Below are 22,815 nucleotides of genomic sequence, written 5' to 3'. Positions count from 1 at the left end.
TAATGGAACAAATGGCTAGAGCTGAAAGAAACGCCTATATGAGAGAGTGGCGTAAAAATAATCAAGATAAAGTAAAGATGGCCCAAAAGAGATATTGGGAAAAGAGAGCTAAAAAATTATCCGGTAAAAGCAGAAAAGATGAAGGTAGTCAAGATAGATTACAACTACCGATTTAAGGAGTGGATCATGATGAAACTGAAATCTAAAAAAGAAAAAGAAATTATGGAACGTTGGATGCGTAATCAAGCCAAGAAAGAAAAATCTAAAAGTCCATGTAAGTAAGGAGAGGTAATTAATGATAAAAGGAAAGTTGGAACATTTAACAGATCAAGAGGTATTAAGCTTAATAGAAACTAGAGAAAACAGAGCTGCAAATATGGGAAACAGTGTTGAAGGGAGAAGAAGTCTTTTAGATGATGAAGGGATACATGAGGAATTAAAAGCTAGAATGAATAAAATTGTAATTAATAATTTATTAAGTGGAAAGACATTAACAGAAAAAGAAATTAGAGAAGTATTTTTTATATATAAACCGACAGCTTTAATTGAAAGTGTAACTAAACACCATGCTTATTATTTGGAATTGGATGTTTTTCAAATTGGAGAAAGTGGTAACTATGAAAAAGTAACTACACATGAATTTAATAAAGAAATTACTAAAATATTTATTAAAGATATGGAAGAGTCACGATTTCACATAGGTAGGGTTGGTGAAACTAATATTGATGCAGTAAGGGCAATGATAAATGATAAGGTAAATATAACCTTAGAAGATAAGATTATAAGTGCTTTAAGTGATACAACTCTTACAGTGGCTAACACTAATAATATAGTTCAAGATATATCCAGTGCTATTTCTAAGTTAAGTAAAAGGAATAAAAGAATGTTTACAGTTCTTATAAGTCCTGAGGAGTACTGTGATAATGCTGCAGTAATTAAGAACTTAGATAAGATAAACTTTATGTTAGTACCAGGCATTACTAATATTATAGTAGCTGCATTAGATAAGCTAGTACTGAACTATGTTGAAGGTAAGTTAGAGTTTGATAAAGATGTAAAGAATGGTAGCTATACATTCTGTGTTTCATTATTTAATTTGGATGCAATCATAACAGATAATAATGCAGTAGTAAAGATTATATAATTTAGGGTAAAAAGAGTAAAAGAAGGGGGAAAAGGTTTAATATCCCCCCCTACTTACCAGAAAAAGAGGAAATCCCTACAGTACCGTTGTTATTAGAGTTCCTCACACAAAGTTCCTTAAATGAGTGAAAAAAGGGGGTGTCTGTATTGAAGACATTAAAATGTGACAATGAAGAGTTAGTTAAACAGTACCAAAATGGCAGTAAACAGGCACTTGATGACCTACTTCAACAGAACATAGGAATTATAAAAAAAATAGCTGAAAATTACAATAAAATAGGAAAAAAAGGCATAGAATTTGATGATTTATTCAATAGTGGAGTTATAGGTTTAATAGCTGCAGCTAAGAACTATGATTTTAATAATGAGAAAAAAGCTAAATTTATTACTTATGCAGTCCATTATATAAATAGACAGATATGTATATGTGCTAATGGTAGAAGTGATAAGGAGATACAGAATAATAAGCTTTATAACTTTACTAAAAGCTTAAATACTCCAATTGGACAGGATGAAGACATAGAGTTACTAGATATCATACAAGTAGATGATAACAGTTTTGAAAATGTAGAATATAAATTATATCTTAAACAGTTGCGACAAGAGTTAGAAAAAGTAATGAATGAATGTTTATCTTTAAGAGAAAGAGAAGTAATTAAATTTCTCTATGGCTGGGAATGTGATGTTATGAAAATGCAAGAAGTAGGTGAGATCTTAAATATCACAAGGGAAAGAGTAAGACAAATAAAAGAAAATGCATTTAGGAAAATAAGACATACTTCATGGTGTAGAATTAAAGGTCAAGAGTATTATAATGAAATATTTGGAGGTAGAAAATTAAGTTATAGCAACATAGAAAGAGAACTTGATTTTATAAATAGATATTTTGATGATTTGATGGGGGTATAGGTATGCTGGGAACGGAGAGTATGAATTTATTGCAAAAGATAATTGATGCATAAATAAGTCATTAAATTTGAATACTGTATTTAGAGAATAATTGCAGTTAGGAGAAATTAAAGATGAAAAGAAGATTAGAATGTAAAGATGAGAGTAATATTGAAAGAGTTGAACAACTTTGGAAGTTTTTAAATGAAAGAGGAATATATACGGAACAACAATTATACTCAGAGTTAAAAAAACGAGAACTTGATATAGGTGTTTTTACACTTAAAGTTGAAGATGATAAGGCTGAATAGCCTTTTAAAAATAACACTTTTCGAAAATTGGATAAATATATTTGATACGTAGATCAGAATACACTTGTAGAAATATAGGTGTATTTTTTTACGTGATGGGAATTATAAGAGGTATAAAATATTATATGGAATAAAAAACAGTATTAATGCATGTTTTAGATATAGGAGGAAGTATGTGGTTTAATTATATAAATAGAGAATTAAATATTATTTTTGATGATTTTTATGAAAAAATTATGTCATCAAAGCTAATATTTCTAGCATTTAATAATTTAAATATTCTTAATCAGATTGATGTTAGAGAATTCATTGATGAAGTATATTCATATAATGATGAAGATGGAAAAAGATATTTTTCTAAATTGTATTTTGTAGGTAGTGATATTATCAATGGATATTTATATGAATCTCTATATTCTAAACTATATTCTGATTACGAATTTTTTATAAAAGAATTAGCTATATATCTTAATTGTTATGATAAAAAACAATGTAAGAATCTTGAAAACTTTCATCAATGCAAAGATGAATTGATGAAAGTAATATTAGATGAAGAAATATCGCAACTGATAGAACATATTGATGACATTAGAGTTGTTAGAAATCATATTATCCATAATAATTCAATTGTGGATGAAGATACATGGTGTGGAAGTAAGGATAAAATTGAAAATGTTATAGAACTTTGTGATGAATTAAAGCCATTGGAATTTATAGAAATTACAGAATTTCACATGGAATGGTTATATGATAGTTTTGAAACTCTTATTCGTAAAATTAGAGATTATCTTATAAGTAAACCAGATAAATTTAGGATAAAAGGTTATTCTAACTAGAGTAAGGAAATTTATTAATAGATAATATGAGTAAATTGCATATTGATTCAATTCGATTTAATTTAATTTAATTGAATTGAATTGAATGATATAATGTGAAAATCGAAGATATGGTGAGCTATTGTCACATATGTGTGACAATTTGGGTAATAAATCGATTATACAAAATTATGAAATTAGCATAAAATAATACTATGTAATACTATATAATATTTAGTATTATAAAATAATACTAAATAATACTATTATATGTGAGAAAGATGGACAAGTATTGTCGTATATTGTTCTTTCTATATGTATAAATTTGAGAAAAGATGAAATACTTTAGATAGGAAAGTTTTAGTAATATGGAAGAGAATAGTCAAATACTAAGTTTAGATGACCAGACGCTAAGTTTAGATGATTACGAATTTGTAATTAAGTGCATATATAGTAATTATAAAGAGTATTGTAAATCATGGCATAGCATAAAAAGTGGTAGGATGAATTTAAAATCAAAACAAATACGAGATGTTTATAATTCATCATGTGGAATAGATAATAGATTCCTTGATTATATGCATACTTTTAAATATGGACTAACAAGCTTTTATCGAAAAATATTATTAGAACTAGATGACAGTATTGATATAACGGATAAGACTGAATTTACAGGAAGAGTAAAATCAGAAGAATCTATTAGGAATAAAATATATATAAAGTCTAAAGATCAACATGGAAAGTTTCCGATAAATAAATGTTTGAATGACTTATTGGGATTAAGAATAATAGATAAAGATTATAAAAATAATATTAATATACTAGAAAAAAAGATATTATGGTTTAAAGAGCAAGGTTATATCATAAATAATATACATAGGGATACTAAAGAAGGATATAAAGGGTATCATATTTATTTTAAAGATAGCAATGAGGCCTTTCCTATTGAGCTACAAATATGGGATAGTGAAAATGAAAAAAAGAATAGAGAATTACATGTTCCATATAAACAAAATTATGTAAAAGATATAATTAAAGATTATAATAAATTTTAAGAGAGGGGTGATGTTTATGTATCAGCATATGATTTTAATGTGTAGTGATTATGTTCAAGGAGAAAGAATTGCATTTCATAAATGCTATAGTAAAGTATCAGGTATACTTAAATTTGAAGATATCGCAAATAAAATTAAGGAGAAATTTACTAATATTGAATTTAGTTTTCATCATATTCCAACTAATTCTAGGGTTAAACAATCAATTGCAGAGTATGATAGCTATTTCAAAGATGTAATATTTTATTCTGATTTAGATGGATTTGAAGAAACCATTAAAATGAGTACAAAATTAACCCCAGAAGATATTGCTAAATATATATTGTGTCAATATAGGTTTGATCAGCTACAGGTTCAAAAGCTTTTATACTTTGTTTATGAAGAGTTTAGTAAAAGTCATGATACTCCTTTATTTGAAGAAAAGTTTGAAGCATGGCAATATGGACCGGTTATACCGCAGATATATAGAGTTTTAAATAAATATAAGAGTGAAAAGATAGATTTAGAAGATAAAGAACTAGAAAAAATAAAACTAGAATTAAAATTTGAAAAAGTTAAGGATAGTAATACTATATTAAGTATTATGGATAGGGTGCTTTTAAAATATGGTTGTAAAACAGGTAGTGAATTAATAGAAGAAACTCATTGCCAGGGTTCTCCATGGGATATAACTATAAAAGAGCGAGGTTTGAGATCCAATATTCCATTTAAGTTAGTAAGAGAATGTGCAAGAATAGCAAATCAATAAAAAGAACCTTATTTTTAAAGGTTCTTTTTTCTTATAATTAAATTATAAGAATAGAACCCATTGGGTACTATTTGGGTACTAATGACATAAGAAATAGCATTAAAATGAATGATTATAGAACAATCTAAAATTGAAGAATGTTGATATACAAGGGATTGCTACGATTTGAAGGAATATAAAAAAAGCTATCTAACGCACTCCAAAACCGTTGGTTCCGGGTTCAAGTCCTCGTGCCCCTGCCATAGAAACCTAGTGATTTTAGTAATCGCTAGGTTTTTTTATTGTTTTCTTTTATCTTATTTTTACATAGATAAAGAGAGTAAAAATGTACCGTATAATTCCATAAAAATAATTAAATAAATTTATTGAGGAAGTAATAAACCTGTGATATAATCTGTAAGTTAAGAAAATAAAATAAGTTATTAATCACATTTTAAGTTTATATATGTAAGTTAAAGTTATCTATGTGAGGCGTGATTTAAGCTATGTTTTTAGAAAGGACATAGCTTTATATGGTGAAGGGAGAAATTTTATGGAAAAACGTGTGCCAGAATTTAAAGGTTTACTAAGAAGTCATATGATTGAGTTACCTAAGGTTATTAGGGACGCTACTGGAATTGTTATATTTGGGAAAAGAATTAAATCTTTAGTGTTTTCAACTGATGTGGCAGTTATAAGAAATACTAATGCAGATGCTGTTATTGCAGTATATCCATTTACGCCTCAACCCAGAATAACTGAAGCACTATTACTAGCATCAGATATCCCAGTATTTTGTGGGGTAGGTGGATCTATTACTACAGGTAAAAGGGTGATAAATCTAGCATTGGATGCTGAATTTAAGGGAGCTATGGGGGTTGTAGTTAATTCATCTATAGGCAATGATGTTATTGCAGGGATGAGAGAAACTATAGATTTACCAATATTAGTTACTGTTGTTTCAGAAAAAGATGATATAGATGGAAGAATAGCAGCAGGAGCAACTATACTTAATGTATCAGGAGCTAAAGAAACTGCGAATATTGTTAGACATATAAGAAGTAAGTACCCAGATGTACCTATTATAGCAACAGGAGGTCCTACAGATGAGAGTATACGTGAAACTATAATTGCTGGGGCTAATGCTATAACATATACACCACAAAGTACTAGTGATATATTAAATGAAATAATGATTAAACATAGAAAAAGATATGAAGACTAATTTCATTCAGAAATGTAATATTTGCAACGAATATTATATTTGAGGTGATTTATTTATGGACAAGGCAACTTGGATGTTAGGAATAATAGTGCCATTAATATCTGCAGCATTTGGTGGAGGTATATCTCTATTAATAATGAGAAAACTAATTATGGAAGAGAGAAAAAAATCTAAGAAAGAACGTGCTATAGATATTAATAACGATAAAATAAAAAGTTATAAGGAACTATTTGAACTAAATAAAAAAATTAAAGTCTTTGGAGATAAAATTAAAAATAACACAATACCTAATTGGATAAATGTAGAAAGCTATTATAGAGACGAATTTATAATAGAATTTGAAGAGATTATAAATAATTATAAATTTGTAAATGGTTATATTAATGACAAAAAGATAAATGAATATGCACAAAATGTACTTAAGTTATCACAAATTATAGTAGTAGAATTAAAAGATAGAGAAAACTACGGTACTACTTCTGAAAAAGTAGAAACCTGCGTAGATACGTTGATAGAAGTTTTAAATACAATAGAAAAGAACATTTTATCCGTAGTGTTAGAACTATCTATAGAGAAATATAAGTAATATAAATATTTATAGTGAATATATTTTATTCTAAGACCGTCTTACCATGAATGTATTATCAAATTTATATTTGATAATAAAAGTTTATGAAATGTTTATGATTTTAAATGGATTATGTTAGATTTAATTAATTGGACTAAAGCATAATAGGTGTGGTAAAATAGAATAGTTAAATTTACTACATAAGACCATGTGAAGTAAATAGAGAGAGGATTGTAAATATGAATATTCTTATTTTATCTGCATCTACTGGTGGAGGACATTTAAAAGCATCAAAGGCTTTAGAATCATATATTTTAGAAAATGAGTTAGATGCTAAAGTAAAAGTAGTGGATACCTTAGAGTATATTAATCCATTTATAAATAAAATAGTAACTAAGGGATATATAGTACTGGCAAAGTATTTAAATTCCTTATATAAAAATATATATAGTTTAACGGACAAGTCTGGAGTCTTAACATGTTTAGTAACAAAGTTAATTTATTTATTTTCGAAAAAATTGATCCCGCTAATAGAAGCATTTGCTCCAGATGTAATCATAACTACTCATCCCTTTCCTACAGAAATGATTTCTATATTAAAGGGAAATAGAAGTATAAAGGTGCCATCAATATGTATAATGACTGATTATGCACCACATAAAACATGGATAAAACCTAATGTAGATGAATATTGTGTAGCATGTGAAGATATGGTAGAAGGTATGATAGATAGAGGAGTTCCTCCAGAAAAAGTTCATCCTTATGGAATCCCTGTATATGATGGTTTTTTTCATCAAGATGAAGATGATAAAAAAATACTACTAGATGAGCTGGGATTAAGCGAAAATAAAATGACCGTGTTAGTGATGGCTGGAAGCTTCGGAGTATATAATATAGAAAAAATCTATAAGAATATAAATAATATTCCTATAGATTTTCAAATTGTAATTCTAACGGGTAATAATAAAAGACTATATAATAAAATTAAGGAACAGATTAAGTTTAGTAAAAAACAGACAAAGCTTATTAAGTTTACCAATGAAGTCCATAGATATATGAACTTAGCAGACGTCTTAATTACTAAACCAGGAGGGCTTACAGTATCAGAAGCGTTAGCAGCAAATCTTCCTTTAATTACCTTTGATGCAATACCTGGACAAGAAGAAGCAAATGCAAAGTTTCTATTAGATCATGGCATGTCCATATCTATAGGCAGAGGTGATAATTGTACTGAAGCTATAGAGGCTTTGATTAAGGACAAAAATAAACTAAGAGAGATTAAAGAAAACTGTATGACTTTTGATAAATCAAATTCAACAAATGAGTTACTAGAACTTATAAGAAGATTAATGAAAGAAAATGAAGCTGAATGTAATTCAGAAATTGCATAAAACTTAAATAATTAAGACCAAGGTTTTTAAGACCTTGGTCTTTTGACTTTATAATACGAGTCTTTAGGTTTATTTATGAGATTTTTTAATGGCATTAATAAATTTATCTAAAAACTTAAATGAACCATTTTTAATGTGTAAAAATCCCATTATAGATAATATAACACCACTTAAAGAACCACTTATCATATCTGTCATAGTATCCGTAAGACTATTAAGTTGAGAATCAAACCCCAATAGTTGATCTCCTGCAAATTCCCAGAACTCCCACAGTGCAGCTCCAGAAATAGTAAAGAGTAATATATACATCCCTATGAATAATGGTGGAAGGGTTTTGATATTATTTTCACCTATAAGAGGTTTTAAAATTATTAAAGATAAAAACCCTAAAAGAGCCCCTGAAGCAAAATGAAGAAATATGTCCCACCAAGGTAGTATTGAGTACATATTGTACATCCTACCTAAGAGTAGAGCTAAAAATATAAAAAACTGCAATAAAAAGTCAGGTAAACTAGTTAATTTAACCTTAAATATATTTAAAATTATATCTGGTATAAAGGATGTGATAAGAATTAATAGAATGTTGCTAATGTAATTTGAATTATTATCAGTTTTTACAAATGAGTAATAAACAAATAGTATTAATAAAATTGATCTAAATATCCATTTGAAAAATAAAGAAAAAGAAGACTTTGTATTTTTCATTGATTTCCCTCCGAGCTATTTATGGCGTTTTCTATAAGAATAAGTTTTTCTGCTCTAGAAAGTTTTTTTATTTCACATTCTCTTTTTAAAGCTGAAGATTTGTCAGGTAAGTTTTCATAGTGAACAATTTCTACAGGTAATCTGCATCTGGTGTACTTAGCTCCTTTACCACTATTATGGCATTTAAGCTTTTGTTTAAATCAGTTGTCCATCCTGTATATAAAGTATTGTCATTACATCTTAATATATAAACAAAAAACATATCTTTACCTCATATAAAATATATTAAAAATTAGAATAATTATTACTGTTGTATAATACTATTTAAATAGTATATCATTATTTTAGCATGAATATATTATACTATTTTATAAATACTAGTATATTCATATTGAATTAAATTAAATCATAGGGTATAATTAAATTGGATTAAAGAGAAATGGTAAATAATATGTTGATTTAAATTGAATAAAGTATAGTTTTAGGTACATTATGTTTAATAGGGAAAGTGGTTAAAGTCCACTACAGCCCCCGCTACTGTGTACGAAGACGAAATCTCATAGAAAAACCACTGGAGTGTATTTCTGGGAAGGTGAGATGGAGGATGATACGTGAGTCAGGAGACCTGCCTAAAGCATAGATATGACACTTCGGAGGGAAGGGAGTTAATAGTTTAGTTTGTATATTTATTACAAATTATAATTCTGTTATGAGTTAAATTGAATTTTAACCTCTACCTTTTGGGTAGAGGTTTTATTTTGCACTAATTTATTAAATTTGGAGGAACTAAAATGAAAAAGGCTATATTAGTAGTAAGCTTTGGAACTACTTATAAGGATACATTAAAATTAACTATAGAAAAAATTGAGGATGAAATAAGAGAAAGATTTAAAGAGTATCATGTTATGAGAGCTTTTACAGCCCATATGATAATTAAAAAAATAAAAAATAGAGATGGAATAATTGTACCTACCCCGGAGGAAGCGTTAGAGCAATTATACAAAGAAGGCTATGAAGAAGTTATAGTTCAGCCACTCCATATAATACCAGGGGAAGAGTTCCAATATGTTAGATTAGTAGTTGATAAGTTTAGAGGGAGTAATAAATTTAAATCAATAAAAGTAGGTAGACCAGCCCTTCACTTTCAAGGAGGGGAAGAAACACCTAATGATTATGAGGTGTTTATAGATGCTATAAAAGAAATTATACCAAAAGATAAGACTATGGTATTTATGGGACATGGAAGTAATCATCCAGCTAACTCAGCCTTTGTAGCACTTCAAAGCGTATTTACTTACTTAAATTATAATAATGTATACGTTGGAACAGTAGAAGGATATCCTACCGTAGATATGATAGTAGAAATTCTTAAAAGAGAAGGTATTGATCACGTTAAGTTAGCACCACTTATGCTAGTAGCTGGAGACCATGCAACTAATGATATGGCTTCTGATGAAGAAGATTCATGGAAGACTATTTTAGAAGAAGCTGGAATTAAAGTAGACATATATCTTCATGGTTTGGGTGAGATTGAGAAGTTTAGACATATATATGTGAATCATGTACAAGATGTAATAGATAATAAATATCTTCATTTGGGAGATACGAAGAAAACACCATAAAGGAGTAAATTATGAAAAGTATAATAGTTTCTTCAAATAGTAGTGGCGGTGGAAAAACCACTGTTACATTAGCACTTATGAAAACTCTTATAGATAGAGGATATAAGGTTCAAGGATATAAAGTTGGACCTGACTATATAGATCCAGCCTTTCATAGAGAAATAACAGGAGTAGATACAAGAAACTTAGATTTATTTCTAATGGGAGAACCAGGGGTTAAGGAGAGTTATCTAAGAGGTGAGGGTGACCTAGGAATCATTGAAGGAGTTATGGGACTTTATGATGGAAAAGGTATAGATACTAATTTTTCTACAGCTCATGTATCTAGAACTTTAGATTTGCCTGTGGTATTAGTATTATCTCCTAAAGCTCAATCAGCAACTTTATGTGCTGAAATAGAAGGACTTCGAAATTATGAAAATGTGAACATAGTAGGGATAATACTTAATAATATTAGTGAAAGTTACTATAAACTTTTGAAAAAAGCTATTGAAGTAAATTGTAAAGGGATTAGAGTTTTCGGATACATACCTAAGGATGAGAGGTTAGCTTTGAAAAGTAGGCATTTAGGCCTTGTGCAGAGTAGCGAGGTTGAAGATTTATCAAAGAAGATAGAGTTATGCAGTAGCCTTATGGAAGAGTATGTAGATGTAGATAGTCTTATAGAAGAATTTAAAGCTTCAGATATTCAATCTACTAACAGTGAAGATTTCCACGCTGAAAACAAAGATATAAAGATTGCAGTAGCCTATGATAAAGCCTTTAGTTTTTATTATAAAGAGAATATAGAGCTTTTGGAAGAGGTTGGAACAGTTCAGTATTTTAGCCCCCTAAAAGATAGAGAAGTGCCAAAGGATGTAGATTTTATATATATAGGTGGAGGATACCCAGAAGTATTCAAGGAAGAGTTATCTTCTAATAAATCTATGTTAAATAGTATTAGAAAAGCCCTAAACAGTGGAGTAAAATGCTATGCAGAATGTGGTGGACTTATGTATCTTACAGAGAGCATAGATGGAGTTGAAACAGTAGGTTTCTTTAATGGAACATCTTATATGACTGGAAAACTTAATAATTTTGGATACGCAACTATAAAGATAAAAGAAGAAAATTCTATAGTGCCAAAGGATATGATGATTAATTGTCATGAATTCCATAAATCACTGGTAGATTTAAAAGAAGAAGAAATATATGAATTAGAAAAGAAAGCCTACGATGGAACCACAAAGAAGTGGAAGTGTGGGTATGTAAAAAATAATGTTTTAGCAGCTTATGGACATATACATTTCTTTTCTAATATTGATTTTTTTAATAGCTTAATTAAGTAGATGTAATTTTAAAATAGAGATTTATTAAGGAAAGTTATTTCCTTAAGTAGGAGGAGAAATGGATTATATAAAAATACCAATGGACATAGAAAAGAGAAGTTTTGAAATTATAGGAGAAGAAATGGGACCTCATAATTTCGATGATAGAGAGCTTTCTATAATTAAGAGAGTTATTCATACTACAGCAGATTTTGAATATAAGGATTTAGTTTATATGACAGATGATGCTATAGATACAGCCCTAGAGATTCTAAAAAAGGGAACAACTATATATACAGATACTAATATGGCACTTTCAGGAATAAATAAAAGAGCCTTAGAAAAGTTAAATTGCAGGGTTGTATGTTATGTATCAGAACCAGAAGTTGCAGAGATTGCAAAGGAAAGAGGCATAACTCGTTCTATGGCTGCAGTAGAAAAGGCAGTAGGAGATGGAGTAGAGTTCTTTGTATTTGGAAATGCTCCAACGGCTTTATTCAAACTTAAAGAGTTTATTGAATCAGGAAAGTCTAATTGTAAATTTATTATAGGAGCTCCAATAGGATTCGTAGGAGCAGCTGAATCAAAAGAAGAAATAGAAAAATTAAAAGATATAGATATGATGACAGTTAGAGGAAGAAAGGGCGGAAGTGCAGTAGCAGCAGCTATAGTCAATGCTCTTATGTATATGTTAGTAGAGAGATAATAAAGAAGGTATTAGAATGTTAGACTTATATGTTAACAGTAATGGTAAAAAGTTAAGATGTGGTTATACTACAGGTTCCTGTGCAGCAGCTGCTGCTAAGGCAGCTACTTACATGCTTTTTACTGGTAAAAAAATTAAAGAGATAGAGATTAATACACCAAAGGGAATAATTTTAAACTTAGTAATAGATGAAGTTGTTTTTGGTGATGACTATGTGGAATGTTCCATTATAAAAGATGGTGGAGATGACATAGATGCTACTCACGGATTACCTATATGGGCAAGAGCTGAAAAGGGTGAAGAAAGATATATTTTAAAAGGTGGAAAAGGTGTAGGAGTAGTTAATGGTGAAGGCCTCTATATTGAAAAGGGTGAAGCTGCTATTAATCCAGTACCTAGACTTATGATAGAGCAAGAGGTAAGTAGTGTGCTTCCAGAGGATGAAGGAGTTACTATTACTATATTTGTACCAAGGGGAGAAGAAGTAGCAAAGAAAACCTTTAATCCTAGACTTAATATAATAGGAGGAATATCCATATTAGGAACTACAGGAATTGTTTATCCTATGTCTGAAGAATCAATTAAAGAATCAATAAAAATTGAGATAACTCAAAAGGCTTTAAAAAATAAGGTTCTTATATTAGCCTTTGGAAACATGGGAGAAAAGGTTGCAGAATCTATGGGATATTCTATAGATCAAGTGGCTATAATATCAAACTTTGTTGGATTTGCTATAGAATGTTGTGTTAGCTGTGGAGTTAAAGAGATAATTATAATAGGTCATATAGGTAAGATATGTAAGATATCTGCTGGTAGCTTTAACACTCACAGTAGAGTATGTGATGTAAGACTAGAAGTAATAGCATTAGAATTAGCATTAGCAGGAGCTCCACATGACTTAGTTAGAAGTATATATAATGAAAAGACTACAGAGGGTGCTATAAAAGCTTTAAAGGGTGAATATAGTGAGATATATAAAACTATTGTAGATAAAGTGAAGAAAAGAATGGAGCTTTATAGCTATGGTGAACTTAAATGTGATGTAGTTATGTATTGGGGTGCAACTAATCCTAAGATATTAGCTACAACATTATAGAGGTGGAAAGATGATTTATGTAGTAGGACTTGGTCCAGGAAGTAAGGAGTATATACTTCCTAAGGCTGTTGAAACTTTAGAAAATAGTGATATGTTAGTAGGATTTTCTAGAGCTTTGGAAAGTGTAAATTTTATAAATACTGAAAGAGTGGCAGTTAAGTCTTTATCAGATATTTTAAAGATAGTAGAAGAGAATAAGAGCAAGAAAATATCTATAATTGCATCGGGAGACCCATGTTTTTATGGAGTTACTGATTATATAAAGAGAAATATAAAAGAGGAGCCTATAGAGATAATACCAGGACTTAGCTCTTTTCAATATCTAATGAGCAAGATAGGGAAGAGTTGGAATGGAAAATTTTTAGGCAGTGTCCATGGAAGAGAAGAAGATTTTTTAACTGTTGTTAAAGAAAATAGTATGTGTATATTCTTAACAGATAGTAAAAATTCACCTAAGGTTTTAGCAAATAAACTGTTTATAGAAAATATAAGTTGTAATATATGGGTAGGAGAAAATTTATCCTATGAAGATGAGAAAATAACAGTAGGTACACCAGAAGAGATAATGGAGAAGGAATTTTCTTCATTAAGTGTCTTTGTAGTGGAGGAAGTTTAAATGAAATATATAAAAGATGAAGAGTTTATAAGAGGAAACTGTCCTATGACAAAGGAAGAAGTTAGAATTCTAAGTGTAGCAAAACTTAATTTAGAGGAAAATTCTAAACTTCTAGATGTAGGAGCTGGAACTGGTTCCATATCAATTCAAGGAAGTAAGATTTGCACTTCTGGTAGTGTTGTTGCAATAGAGAGAGATGAAGAAGCCTTAGAGGTAATCTATAAAAATAAAGATAAGTTTAATTGTGATAATTTAGAGATTATAGAAGGTGAAGCTTTAGAAGCGTTAGACTCTATTAAGGAAAAGTTTAATAGTATCTTTATTGGAGGTAGTGGTGGAAATCTTGAAAAAATAATTGAGAAATGCCATAACCTTCTTGAAGATGATGGAGTAATGGTTTTAAATTTTATAACCATTGATAATGTATATAAAGCAATGAGTACTTTAAAAGAATTAAACATAAAAATTAGCTGTACTCAAGTTGGCGTAAGTAAAACAAGAGGCCAAAGTTATATGTTATTTGGATATAATCCAATTTTTATTGTAGAGGCTTATAAGAATTAGAAATATTGTAATGTAGTAGGTTTGTAGTACAAGGAAATACAGCAATAGAAAATAGTTAAGAATTGAAAATATTGTTTTATAGTAGAAATAGAGGAGTGAAATAGATGGCAAAGTTATATGGAGTTGGAGTAGGACCAGGAGATAAAGAGCTATTAACCTTAAAGGCGGTTAAAACTATAGAAATGTGTGAAGTAATTGTTTCACCAAGTGCTATGAAAGGTGGGAAAAGTATAGCTTTAGGCATTGCAGAGGACTTTATATCAGAGGATAAAGAAGTTATGATAAAGCAATTTCCAATGGGTGGAGAAGACCAAGAAGAAAAAATATATGAAGCCTTTAAAGCTATAGAAGAGAAGCTTAAGGAAGGAAAGAATGTAGCCTTCTTAACTTTAGGAGACCCTTTTGTTTATAGTACATATATTTATTTGCTGAAATATATAGAAGAGCATGGCTTTGAAGTTGAAACAATTCCAGGAATAACTTCCTTCTGTGCTAGTGCTAGTCTTGCGCAAAAACCATTAGTTATAGGTGATGAACCATTACTTATTACCCCAGCTAGCAGAGTTTCAGATATAAAGGATGAAAAGTATGTAGTTATAATGAAGGTCTATAAAAGAGAAGAAGAAGTATTAGACGTTCTTGATGAAAAAGGCTTTAACTATGTATATATAAAAAAAAGCTGGAAGAGAAGGGCAAGAGATTTTACATAAGAGAGAAGATATTTTAGATAATAAAGAATACATGTCACTTATAATAGCAAATAGAGATTAGGAGGAAGAAGAATGGTTTATTTTATAGGAGCAGGTCCAGGAGATGCAGAGTTAATCACAGTAAAGGGAAGAGATACACTTGCAAAGGCAGATGTAGTTATATATGCAGGCTCTCTTGTAAGCAAGGAGCATATGAATTATTGTAAGGCTGGATGTGAAATACATAATTCAGCATCTATGACTTTAGAACAAGTTATAGAAGTTATGGGTAAGGCTGAGAAAGAAAACAAAATGGTAGTAAGACTTCATACAGGTGATCCAGCTATCTATGGAGCTATCAAAGAACAAATGGACGAACTTGATAAATTAAATATTCAGTACAAGGTAATTCCAGGAGTTAGCTCATTTACAGCAGCAGCATCTGTAATAAAAAAGGAATTTACACTTCCATCAGTAACTCAAACTGTAATATTAACTAGAGTTGAGGGAAGAACTCCAGTACCAGAAACTGAAAGCTTAGAAAAACTTGCATCAATTGGTGCATCCATGGCTATATTCCTTTCTATTAGCATGATAGATAAGGTAGTTGCAAAGCTAAGAAAAGGTTATGGAAGGAATGTTAATATAGCTGTAGTTGAAAGAGCTACTTGGGAAGATGAAAGAGCTATAATTGGAACTTTAGATGATATAGCAGAAAAGGTTAAAGAAGCAGGAATCACTAAATGTGCTCAAATATTAGTAGGGGACTTTATAAATTGCGATTATGATAAGAGTCTTCTATATGATAAATCCTTTACTCATATGTTTAGAGAAGGACAAAAGTAATTCTTAGAATGTACAATTCTAGAAAGTAGGAGAGTTATGAAGTTAGCAGCGGTGTCTGTAACAAGACAAGGAGATAATATTGCAAAAAAACTAAGTGAAACTTTAGAGCTTAAGCTTTACTCTAGTTATAATAACAAAAACTTCAAACTAAAATCTGTATGTGAAGAGCTTATGAATACTGTAGATGGAATAATTTTTATCTCATCTACAGGCATTGCAGTAAGAGGAATAGCACCTTTTCTAAAGGGAAAGGATAAGGACCCAGCAGTGGTAGTAGTAGACTGTGAAAGCAGATTCGCCATAAGTCTTGCAGGAGGACATCTTGGAGGAGCTAATGAACTTGCTTTAAAAGTCTCAGAAATTCTTAAGGCTACACCAGTTATAACTACAGCCACTGATTCCATGGGAATAGATGCTCCAGATATGATTGCTAAGAATAATAATCTGATTATAGATGATATGAAAATAGCTAAAGACATAGCTGCCAAATTGGTTGATAAAGCTAAGGTTGGTTTTTTAGATGATGAAGCCAAATAAAAATGCCAAAGGGATATGTAATTCCTGAAGTAGATATTAAGGGTATGGTTACAGTATCTAATAAAATAGATGTGGATAACTTGCCACCTGTTGAAGGCTTGATTCACCTTAAACTCATAAGGAAAAACATCATATTAGGTATGGGATGTAGAAAAGATGTGGATAAGGACAAAGTTAAAAATTTTGTTGTGGATACTTTAAAGAAATATAATATAGATTTAAGAGCCATAAAAACTATTTCTACAGTGGAAGTTAAAAAGAATGAAGGAGCATTAATTGCTTTAAGTGAATTTTTAAACTGTCCCATGGAGATTCATTCTTTAAAAGAAATAGAAAGCATAGAACATAAATACAAGGGTAGTGATTTTGTTAAGAAATCTATAGGTGTGAGAGCGGTATGTGAACCTTGTGTTGAATTAGCAGGGGGAGAGTTACTTACAGATAAAATTAGTTTTGAAGGTATAACCCTTTGTATTGGAAAGTTAGTCTACTGATAATGGAGGAAAAATAATGGGAAAATTATATGTAGTAGGAATCGGTCCAGGAGGACTTGATTACATGACAATTAAAGCTGTAAAGGCTATAGAAGAAAGCGATATAGTAGTAGGATACACAAAGTATATAGAAATGATAAAGCCACTTTTAGATGGTAAGAAAGTTTATTCTACAGGAATGATGGGTGAAGAGGCAAGATGCCAGGAAGCTTTAAGATTAACTAGTGAAGGAACGGTAGCTGTAGTAAGTACAGGAGATGCTGGAATCTATGGTATGGCTGGGTTAATTCTTGAAATGAAAAAGGATGAAGAAGTAGAGGTAATCCCAGGGGTTACAGCATCATCTTCAGCAGGATCAATAGTTGGAGCTCCACTTATGCATGATAACTGCAACATAAGCTTAAGTGATTTAATGACTCCTTATGAAGATATAAAGAAGAGAGTTAAGCTTGCAGCAGAAGGGGATTTTATAATATCTCTTTATAATCCAAAGAGTAAGGGAAGACCTCATTACTTAAGAGAAGCTATAGATATAATAAAGGAATATAGAAATGAAGATACACCAGTTGCTATTGTTAAGCATGCCTTAAGAGAAGGTCAAGAAGCTACAGTTTGCACTATAGGAACCTTTGATGATTCTATAGTAGATATGATGACTATGGTTATTATAGGAAACACTAAGAGTTATATAAAAGATGGATTATTTATAACTCCAAGAGGATATAAATTAGAAAACAAGTAGGCATTTAGGGGGAGAATTACAATGATAGCTTTAATAGTAGGTACATCAGAGGGAAAGGTAATTCTTTCCCATCTAAATAAATATACAGATAACATTTTAGTATCCACAGCTACAACCTATGGTGGAGAGCTTTTAGTGGATTATAAATATAAAATATTAAATGATAAACCTTTAGTTTATGAAGAGTTAAAAGCATTATTTATGAAAAGTGGTGTAAGGGTAATTGTAGATGCATCTCATCCCTATGCAGTTCAAATAAGTGGAACAGCTATGAAGATAGCAAAGGATATGGGAATTGAGTATGTAAGGTATGAAAGACAAAGTACTTTAGATACGTTACCTAAAAATGATTTGATAATAGAGGTGCCAACCTATGAAGAATTAGGAGAAGCCCTAAAAGATATAGATGGATGTATTTTAAATACTACAGGAAGTAGAAATATAGATAAGATACTAGAGTTAAAACTTAAGAATAGAATAGTTCATAGAGTGCTACCTTCTTTAAAAGTTATGGAGGAAGTATTTGCGTTAGGTGTTAGAGTAGAGGATTTGATATTCATAAAAGGACCTATAGGCTATGAACTAAATAAAGCCTTTATAAAAGAATATGATGGTAAGGCTTTAATAACAAAGGACAGTGGTCCACAAGGTGGAACTTATGAAAAAATAAAGGCTGCCATAGACATGGGAATTAAAGTTTTTGTAGTAGAAAGAAAGACCATGGATTACGGCATTGTCTTTAATGATGAAGAAAAATTAAGTCACTATATCTGTAGCAACAAAGAAAACTATTAGTAACATTTCAAAGTGTAATAAAAGACTCGGGTGACGGTGGGAGTAACTTTTTTTATACAAAACAAAAAGTTATGTTATAGATTGTATACTAATATATTTAAAGTGCACGTTAAGTATATTATTTATAATCACATTATTTAGCTACAGTTAAATATATAGAAATTTAAATATAAGCATTGCTAGCGGTATTATATTTAAATTAAATCAATTTTACTAAATATAAGGGGGAAAAATTATGAATAAATCAAGTATTACTAAAAAATCATTTGTATTTATATGGGCATTAGCACTATTCTTTACAGTGCCTAAATTAGCTTATGGTATGCATATTGCAGAAGGGTTTTTACCAATGGCTTGGTGTGCTTTTTATTTTGTAGCATGCGTTCCATTTGTAGCATTAGGAATTAGAGATATAAGAAAAAAAACAATGAGTAGCAAGGATTTAAAAATGCTATTAGCATTGATTGGGGCTTTTGCTTTTGTATTATCAGCAATGAAATTGCCTTCTGTTACAGGAAGTTCATCACATCCAACAGGTACAGGTCTTGGAGCAATGATATTTGGACCATTTGCTATGTCTGTGGTTTCTATAGTAGTTCTTTTATTCCAAGCGCTTTTCTTAGCTCATGGAGGATTAACAACTTTAGGAGCTAACGTTTTATCAATGGGTATTGCAGGACCAATAGTAGCCTTCGCAATTTATAAGGTGTTTAAAAATAAAAATAAAAAATTAGCAATATTCCTTGGTGCAACTTTAGGGGACTTAGCAACATATCTAGTTACATCCATTCAACTTGGACTTGCATTCCCAGCTACTACAGGTGGATTTGCAGCGGCGTTTATAAAGTTTGTATCAATATTTGCTATAACTCAAGTTCCACTTGCTGTAGTAGAAGGAATAATAACTGTTATGATATTTGACTTTATAGAAAAACATGCCTCTGAGGAGTTATTAGAAGTTGGAGGTGTAAGATAATATGAAAAAAAATATAGGATTAATTTTATTATGTATAGCAATTGTGGTAGGATCTTTATTCTTAGGTAGAAATGGTGAATTTAATGGTGCCGATGGAGAAATTGAAGTTAAAATCCAAGAATTAAATGGAGATTATGAACCTTGGGCAGCTCCTATGTGGGAACCACCATCAGGAGAAATTGAAAGCTTCCTTTTCTGTTTACAAGCAGCAATTGGGGCTGGATTCATAGGATACTACATTGGTGTTAAAAAAGGAGCTTCAAAGAATAAGGGAGCTAAGACTAATGTAGGTGGAAAAGTGAAAGAATGTTAAGGACAGTACTTTCATATTCAAAGCTAAGTAAATTAGCAAATATTCATCCTATAGAGAAAATAATTTTATGTATATTACCAATAATAGCACTTAGTTTTACAACTAGGTGCTATCCTTTGGTTATAAATATAATGTTTTTTCTTGTACTTCATATTGTTTATAAGAACCCTATGCATATAGTAAAACACTTTGTAGAGGCAACTTTTTTATTTGCTTTAGTTTCTTCTATAACCTTTGTATTTGATTATGGATGGTATAGTACTTTAATACTTATATTAAAGGCGGTATCTGGGGGGATATCCGTTAGTTTTTTAACTTTAACTACACCTACAGATCATGTATTTTATATATTCTCTAAGATAAGTTGGCTTAGAGATATTTGTGATATAGGAAAGTCTATGGAGAGATTTTTAATACTTATAGATGATGAATTTCAAACATTACGGAAGAGTATGTTATGTAGAGGCGCCTTTGGTGGTTTTAAGAATAAGGTTAAGGATTCAGGAAGTCTTGCTGCTTTACTTTTTATTAATACTTTAAAACGTTGGAAAGAAATTAAGGATGGAATTAACAGTAGAGGCTATAGAGGAAATATTTATTATGGCTTTGAAGAATTCCATTTGTCATATAAAAGAATAGCTATAATAGTAGGATATATTACATTTCTTATTATTTTGGTGAGTATACCTAAGTGGTTTTAGAAGCTGGGTATACTTTTTATTTTTTTAGATAACTTTCTTAATTTAATATAGAATTTTGTAGTTTATATGGTTAAAGATATATACTATATAATAGAGGCTGTTAAAAATATAAATTAAAGTATAGAACTTAAAAGGACAAAAAATAGGGAAAATCCTCCTGAAGTAAATAGAAGGAAATTTCCTATATAAGATAAATATAAAAGATTAAGGATTTAATAATAATTGATAACTATTATCAATAAATTCATATTACTATAATATTTTACATATGTCAATATAATTGAAAATAACTTTCAATTAAAAGTTAATGTATTTAGTAAACATATTTGTTAATATATAATTAAGTGGAGACTTGTAGTACATTTATATAAATAAATCTTGAAAAACATGTGGGATATGGATAATAAATTAATTAAAAAATGATTGGGGTAATTTAGAAAATGAGATATGTTAATTTAGAAGAATTGAAAGAGCTCCCGGGTTTTAATAACATAGATGAAAATACTTTAAGAAAGTTATCTAATATCACTAGAGTCACTAGGTATGAAAAGGGGAAGGTACTATTTAGAGATAAGGATATTGTAGATAATATCTACATAGTATTAAAGGGAAAAGTATCACTATATAAGTTCAATGAAAAGGGTCAAAAAAAGGTTATATTTATATTGGGGCTAGGTGATCTTATAAATGAAGTTATATTACAAAGTTCTACTGCATCTATAAATTGTGAAACCATAGAGGACTCTCAAATAATGTATTGTAACACTATGGAGCTTTTACAAGTCATGGAATCAGACTTTGAGTTTACAAAAATGGTACTGTCATCTTTATCTTTAAAAGTAAGAAGAATGTATAGACAATTTAAAAATACTACTGGAGTTTTAAATATGGGAAAGAGAGTTGCGTCAAAGCTTTGGAAACTAGGTAGGGATTATGGGGTAGCTGATGACAATGGTATATTAATAGATATGGAGATTAGTATAACCTATCTAGCAGACTTATTTGGAGCACAAAGGGAGACCATATCAAGGGCATGTAAAGAACTTAGTGAATTGGGATTAATTGAATACAATAATAAAAAATTTATAATAAAAAATAAAGAAAAACTTTTAGAATATTTTAAAGCACCGTGATTTTTATCACGGTGCTTTAAATTTTATAAGCCTATAATGAAGCTATAATTATAAAAGAGGGAAGGGATTTATTATGGTTTGTGGAGATTTTAACAAAGTATGTGCAGCTGGTAAAACAAAGATGCAATTGTTAAATGAAAACCCTATAGGATATTTTATTTCTTCTATGTTAGCGGGATTATTTATAGGATTAGGTTCTATTCTTATCTTTACCATAGGAGGTCAACTGACATCAGCAGGTTCAGGTGCTATAAAGATTGTTATGGGATTAGCTTTTGGTGGAGCATTGAGTCTAGTTATAATGGCAGGGGGAGAATTATTTACAGGAAATAACTTTGTACTAGCATCGGCATCCCTAAATAAGGATGTACCATGGAAAGGGACTATGAAGCTATGGTTAGTATGTTTTTTAGGAAATCTACTAGGTTCAATTATAGCAGGAGTAATGTTTAAATTATCAGGTTTAGCTACAGGTAGTGTTGGTGAATACATTGCAAAGGCATCAGAAATAAAAATGACAATACCACTTATACCATTATTTTTCCGTGGAGTATTTTGCAATATATTAGTGTGTTTAGCAGTTTGGTGTGGATTTAAATGCAAAGAAGAAGTAGCAAAATTAATTATGATATTTTGGTGCTTATTTATTTTTATTACAGTAGGATTTGAGCACAGTATCGCTAATATGACAGTATTAACAATAGGTTTATTATCACCTTTTGATGCTTATGTCACCATAGGTGGATATATATATAATATTTTAGTTGTAACACTTGGTAATATGGTTGGAGGTATTTTCTTCGTAGCTCTTCCATACTACATTATATCAAGAAAAAAAGTAAATTAGAGG

At 30.0% G+C, this 22,815-nt stretch carries 27 protein-coding genes, 2 pseudogenes and 1 riboswitch; of the genes and pseudogenes, 27 read left to right on the top strand and 2 right to left on the bottom strand.

What is annotated here, in order from left to right:
* The first annotated feature begins 2 nt into the window (after positions 1 to 2).
* From IO99_RS19245 to IO99_RS02275, 10 genes are all read left to right on the top strand, one after another.
* Positions 3 to 176, top strand: coding sequence for a hypothetical protein (locus IO99_RS19245; RefSeq protein ID WP_198028543.1), 174 nt, complete (start codon positions 3 to 5; stop codon positions 174 to 176).
* Positions 177 to 295: 119 nt separating this feature from the next.
* The gene (locus IO99_RS02310) at positions 296 to 1,144 is read left to right on the top strand and encodes a hypothetical protein (protein ID WP_035129718.1); all 849 of its coding nucleotides are present in this window, start codon (positions 296 to 298) and stop codon (positions 1,142 to 1,144) included.
* 146 nt (positions 1,145 to 1,290) lie between these two features.
* Positions 1,291 to 2,052 carry a sigma-70 family RNA polymerase sigma factor gene (locus tag IO99_RS02305; RefSeq protein ID WP_035129715.1) on the top strand — a complete coding sequence of 254 codons (762 nt, stop codon included), beginning with the start codon at positions 1,291 to 1,293 and terminating at the stop codon, positions 2,050 to 2,052.
* A 113-nt stretch (positions 2,053 to 2,165) separates the two neighbouring features.
* Positions 2,166 to 2,342, top strand: coding sequence for a hypothetical protein (locus IO99_RS19240; protein WP_198028542.1), 177 nt, complete (start codon positions 2,166 to 2,168; stop codon positions 2,340 to 2,342).
* Positions 2,343 to 2,515: 173 nt separating this feature from the next.
* The gene (locus IO99_RS02300; RefSeq protein ID WP_035129712.1) at positions 2,516 to 3,178 is read left to right on the top strand and encodes a hypothetical protein; all 663 of its coding nucleotides are present in this window, start codon (positions 2,516 to 2,518) and stop codon (positions 3,176 to 3,178) included.
* A 347-nt stretch (positions 3,179 to 3,525) separates the two neighbouring features.
* The gene (locus IO99_RS02295) at positions 3,526 to 4,212 is read left to right on the top strand and encodes a nucleotidyltransferase family protein (RefSeq protein WP_035129710.1); all 687 of its coding nucleotides are present in this window, start codon (positions 3,526 to 3,528) and stop codon (positions 4,210 to 4,212) included.
* Positions 4,213 to 4,228: 16 nt separating this feature from the next.
* Positions 4,229 to 4,960, top strand: a complete 732-nt coding sequence (locus IO99_RS02290; RefSeq protein ID WP_035129707.1) for a Panacea domain-containing protein — start codon at positions 4,229 to 4,231, stop codon at positions 4,958 to 4,960.
* A gap of 532 nt (positions 4,961 to 5,492) precedes the next feature.
* On the top strand, positions 5,493 to 6,164 hold the full coding sequence (locus tag IO99_RS02285) for a hydrolase (protein ID WP_035129704.1): 672 nt from the start codon (positions 5,493 to 5,495) through the stop codon (positions 6,162 to 6,164).
* Positions 6,165 to 6,219: 55 nt separating this feature from the next.
* The gene (locus IO99_RS02280) at positions 6,220 to 6,750 is read left to right on the top strand and encodes a hypothetical protein (RefSeq protein WP_035129701.1); all 531 of its coding nucleotides are present in this window, start codon (positions 6,220 to 6,222) and stop codon (positions 6,748 to 6,750) included.
* Positions 6,751 to 6,971: 221 nt separating this feature from the next.
* Complete coding sequence (locus tag IO99_RS02275; protein WP_035129699.1) at positions 6,972 to 8,123, top strand: MGDG synthase family glycosyltransferase; 1,152 nt, start codon at positions 6,972 to 6,974, stop codon at positions 8,121 to 8,123.
* Between the two features lie 69 nt (positions 8,124 to 8,192).
* Here IO99_RS02275 and IO99_RS02270 read toward each other — a convergent pair whose 3' ends face one another.
* Both IO99_RS02270 and IO99_RS02265 read right to left on the bottom strand, forming a co-directional pair.
* Positions 8,193 to 8,828, bottom strand: a complete 636-nt coding sequence (locus IO99_RS02270; RefSeq protein ID WP_035129697.1) for a DUF2238 domain-containing protein — start codon at positions 8,826 to 8,828, stop codon at positions 8,193 to 8,195.
* A pseudogene (locus IO99_RS02265) lies at positions 8,825 to 9,090 on the bottom strand (GIY-YIG nuclease family protein). Before IO99_RS02265 ends, IO99_RS02270 begins: the two are co-directional and overlap by 4 nt.
* A gap of 204 nt (positions 9,091 to 9,294) precedes the next feature.
* Positions 9,295 to 9,475: riboswitch (cobalamin riboswitch) on the top strand.
* Positions 9,476 to 9,619: 144 nt separating this feature from the next.
* Here IO99_RS02265 and IO99_RS02260 point away from each other — a divergent pair.
* The 17 genes and pseudogenes from IO99_RS02260 (at position 9,620) to IO99_RS02185 (ending at position 22,812) form a co-directional block, all read left to right on the top strand.
* On the top strand, positions 9,620 to 10,450 hold the full coding sequence (locus tag IO99_RS02260) for a sirohydrochlorin cobaltochelatase (protein ID WP_035129695.1): 831 nt from the start codon (positions 9,620 to 9,622) through the stop codon (positions 10,448 to 10,450).
* Between the two features lie 11 nt (positions 10,451 to 10,461).
* Complete coding sequence (locus tag IO99_RS02255) at positions 10,462 to 11,778, top strand: cobyrinic acid a,c-diamide synthase CobB (protein WP_035129693.1); 1,317 nt, start codon at positions 10,462 to 10,464, stop codon at positions 11,776 to 11,778.
* Between the two features lie 58 nt (positions 11,779 to 11,836).
* Positions 11,837 to 12,463: a precorrin-8X methylmutase gene (locus tag IO99_RS02250; RefSeq protein WP_035129691.1), complete on the top strand. Its 627-nt coding sequence runs from the start codon at positions 11,837 to 11,839 to the stop codon at positions 12,461 to 12,463.
* Positions 12,464 to 12,479: 16 nt separating this feature from the next.
* On the top strand, positions 12,480 to 13,559 hold the full coding sequence (gene cbiD, locus IO99_RS02245) for a cobalt-precorrin-5B (C(1))-methyltransferase CbiD (RefSeq protein WP_035129689.1): 1,080 nt from the start codon (positions 12,480 to 12,482) through the stop codon (positions 13,557 to 13,559).
* Between the two features lie 10 nt (positions 13,560 to 13,569).
* Entirely contained in the window at positions 13,570 to 14,175 is a 606-nt protein-coding gene (gene cbiE, locus IO99_RS02240; RefSeq protein ID WP_035129687.1) for a precorrin-6y C5,15-methyltransferase (decarboxylating) subunit CbiE, read from the top strand.
* A complete protein-coding gene (gene cbiT / locus IO99_RS02235; RefSeq protein WP_035129685.1) occupies positions 14,176 to 14,739 on the top strand; it encodes a precorrin-6Y C5,15-methyltransferase (decarboxylating) subunit CbiT in 564 nt (187 codons plus the stop codon).
* A 104-nt stretch (positions 14,740 to 14,843) separates the two neighbouring features.
* Positions 14,844 to 15,510 (top strand): annotated as a pseudogene (locus IO99_RS02230) (cobalt-factor II C(20)-methyltransferase).
* A gap of 11 nt (positions 15,511 to 15,521) precedes the next feature.
* Entirely contained in the window at positions 15,522 to 16,274 is a 753-nt protein-coding gene (gene cobM / locus IO99_RS02225) for a precorrin-4 C(11)-methyltransferase (protein WP_035129683.1), read from the top strand.
* 36 nt (positions 16,275 to 16,310) lie between these two features.
* Positions 16,311 to 16,811, top strand: a complete 501-nt coding sequence (locus IO99_RS19725; protein WP_341349070.1) for a cobalamin biosynthesis central domain-containing protein — start codon at positions 16,311 to 16,313, stop codon at positions 16,809 to 16,811.
* Positions 16,812 to 16,813: 2 nt separating this feature from the next.
* Positions 16,814 to 17,305 carry a cobalamin biosynthesis protein gene (locus tag IO99_RS19720; RefSeq protein WP_341349069.1) on the top strand — a complete coding sequence of 164 codons (492 nt, stop codon included), beginning with the start codon at positions 16,814 to 16,816 and terminating at the stop codon, positions 17,303 to 17,305.
* Positions 17,306 to 17,321: 16 nt separating this feature from the next.
* Positions 17,322 to 18,047 carry a precorrin-3B C(17)-methyltransferase gene (gene cobJ / locus IO99_RS02215; protein WP_035129681.1) on the top strand — a complete coding sequence of 242 codons (726 nt, stop codon included), beginning with the start codon at positions 17,322 to 17,324 and terminating at the stop codon, positions 18,045 to 18,047.
* 21 nt (positions 18,048 to 18,068) lie between these two features.
* A complete protein-coding gene (locus IO99_RS02210; RefSeq protein WP_035129679.1) occupies positions 18,069 to 18,842 on the top strand; it encodes a cobalt-precorrin-6A reductase in 774 nt (257 codons plus the stop codon).
* Positions 18,843 to 19,077: 235 nt separating this feature from the next.
* Positions 19,078 to 19,818, top strand: coding sequence for an energy-coupling factor ABC transporter permease (locus IO99_RS02205; protein WP_035129678.1), 741 nt, complete (start codon positions 19,078 to 19,080; stop codon positions 19,816 to 19,818).
* Between the two features lies 1 nt (position 19,819).
* Positions 19,820 to 20,131, top strand: a complete 312-nt coding sequence (locus IO99_RS02200; RefSeq protein ID WP_051823852.1) for an energy-coupling factor ABC transporter substrate-binding protein — start codon at positions 19,820 to 19,822, stop codon at positions 20,129 to 20,131.
* Positions 20,125 to 20,832 (top strand): CbiQ family ECF transporter T component, encoded by a 708-nt coding sequence (locus tag IO99_RS02195; RefSeq protein WP_035129676.1) that lies wholly within the window; start codon positions 20,125 to 20,127, stop codon positions 20,830 to 20,832. The genes IO99_RS02200 and IO99_RS02195 overlap by 7 nt, the downstream gene beginning before the upstream one ends.
* Positions 20,833 to 21,272: 440 nt before the next feature.
* Entirely contained in the window at positions 21,273 to 21,965 is a 693-nt protein-coding gene (locus IO99_RS02190) for a Crp/Fnr family transcriptional regulator (protein WP_035129674.1), read from the top strand.
* 73 nt (positions 21,966 to 22,038) lie between these two features.
* The gene (locus IO99_RS02185) at positions 22,039 to 22,812 is read left to right on the top strand and encodes a formate/nitrite transporter family protein (protein ID WP_035129672.1); all 774 of its coding nucleotides are present in this window, start codon (positions 22,039 to 22,041) and stop codon (positions 22,810 to 22,812) included.
* Positions 22,813 to 22,815: the final 3 nt, after the last annotated feature.

This window comes from Clostridium sulfidigenes (assembly GCF_000732635.1).
Taxonomy (GTDB): Bacteria; Bacillota; Clostridia; order Clostridiales; family Clostridiaceae; genus Clostridium_J; species Clostridium_J sulfidigenes.
The sequence above is the reverse complement of the archived record's forward strand: the minus strand, read 5'-3'. Positions and strand labels throughout refer to the sequence as shown.

Bases quoted from the DNA above. Each gene is read 5' to 3' on its own strand.
- IO99_RS02190 (WP_035129674.1), top strand. From the start codon at position 21,273: ATGAGATATGTTAATTTAGAAGAATTGAAAGAGCTCCCGGGTTTTAAT.
- IO99_RS02280 (WP_035129701.1), top strand. From the start codon at position 6,220: ATGGACAAGGCAACTTGGATGTTAGGAATAATAGTGCCATTAATATCT.
- IO99_RS02310 (WP_035129718.1), top strand. From the start codon at position 296: ATGATAAAAGGAAAGTTGGAACATTTAACAGATCAAGAGGTATTAAGC.
- IO99_RS19725 (WP_341349070.1), top strand. From the start codon at position 16,311: ATGAAGTTAGCAGCGGTGTCTGTAACAAGACAAGGAGATAATATTGCA.
- IO99_RS02270 (WP_035129697.1), bottom strand. From the start codon at position 8,828: ATGAAAAATACAAAGTCTTCTTTTTCTTTATTTTTCAAATGGATATTT.
- IO99_RS02185 (WP_035129672.1), top strand. From the start codon at position 22,039: ATGGTTTGTGGAGATTTTAACAAAGTATGTGCAGCTGGTAAAACAAAG.
- IO99_RS02200 (WP_051823852.1), top strand. From the start codon at position 19,820: ATGAAAAAAAATATAGGATTAATTTTATTATGTATAGCAATTGTGGTA.
- IO99_RS19245 (WP_198028543.1), top strand. From the start codon at position 3: ATGGAACAAATGGCTAGAGCTGAAAGAAACGCCTATATGAGAGAGTGG.
- IO99_RS02205 (WP_035129678.1), top strand. From the start codon at position 19,078: ATGAATAAATCAAGTATTACTAAAAAATCATTTGTATTTATATGGGCA.
- IO99_RS02295 (WP_035129710.1), top strand. From the start codon at position 3,526: ATGGAAGAGAATAGTCAAATACTAAGTTTAGATGACCAGACGCTAAGT.
- IO99_RS02290 (WP_035129707.1), top strand. From the start codon at position 4,229: ATGTATCAGCATATGATTTTAATGTGTAGTGATTATGTTCAAGGAGAA.
- cbiD (WP_035129689.1), top strand. From the start codon at position 12,480: ATGTTAGACTTATATGTTAACAGTAATGGTAAAAAGTTAAGATGTGGT.
- IO99_RS19720 (WP_341349069.1), top strand. From the start codon at position 16,814: ATGCCAAAGGGATATGTAATTCCTGAAGTAGATATTAAGGGTATGGTT.
- IO99_RS02285 (WP_035129704.1), top strand. From the start codon at position 5,493: ATGGAAAAACGTGTGCCAGAATTTAAAGGTTTACTAAGAAGTCATATG.
- IO99_RS02255 (WP_035129693.1), top strand. From the start codon at position 10,462: ATGAAAAGTATAATAGTTTCTTCAAATAGTAGTGGCGGTGGAAAAACC.
- IO99_RS02195 (WP_035129676.1), top strand. From the start codon at position 20,125: ATGTTAAGGACAGTACTTTCATATTCAAAGCTAAGTAAATTAGCAAAT.
- cobM (WP_035129683.1), top strand. From the start codon at position 15,522: ATGGTTTATTTTATAGGAGCAGGTCCAGGAGATGCAGAGTTAATCACA.
- IO99_RS02210 (WP_035129679.1), top strand. From the start codon at position 18,069: ATGATAGCTTTAATAGTAGGTACATCAGAGGGAAAGGTAATTCTTTCC.
- IO99_RS02300 (WP_035129712.1), top strand. From the start codon at position 2,516: ATGTGGTTTAATTATATAAATAGAGAATTAAATATTATTTTTGATGAT.
- IO99_RS02250 (WP_035129691.1), top strand. From the start codon at position 11,837: ATGGATTATATAAAAATACCAATGGACATAGAAAAGAGAAGTTTTGAA.
- cbiT (WP_035129685.1), top strand. From the start codon at position 14,176: ATGAAATATATAAAAGATGAAGAGTTTATAAGAGGAAACTGTCCTATG.
- cobJ (WP_035129681.1), top strand. From the start codon at position 17,322: ATGGGAAAATTATATGTAGTAGGAATCGGTCCAGGAGGACTTGATTAC.
- IO99_RS19240 (WP_198028542.1), top strand. From the start codon at position 2,166: ATGAAAAGAAGATTAGAATGTAAAGATGAGAGTAATATTGAAAGAGTT.
- cbiE (WP_035129687.1), top strand. From the start codon at position 13,570: ATGATTTATGTAGTAGGACTTGGTCCAGGAAGTAAGGAGTATATACTT.
- IO99_RS02275 (WP_035129699.1), top strand. From the start codon at position 6,972: ATGAATATTCTTATTTTATCTGCATCTACTGGTGGAGGACATTTAAAA.
- IO99_RS02260 (WP_035129695.1), top strand. From the start codon at position 9,620: ATGAAAAAGGCTATATTAGTAGTAAGCTTTGGAACTACTTATAAGGAT.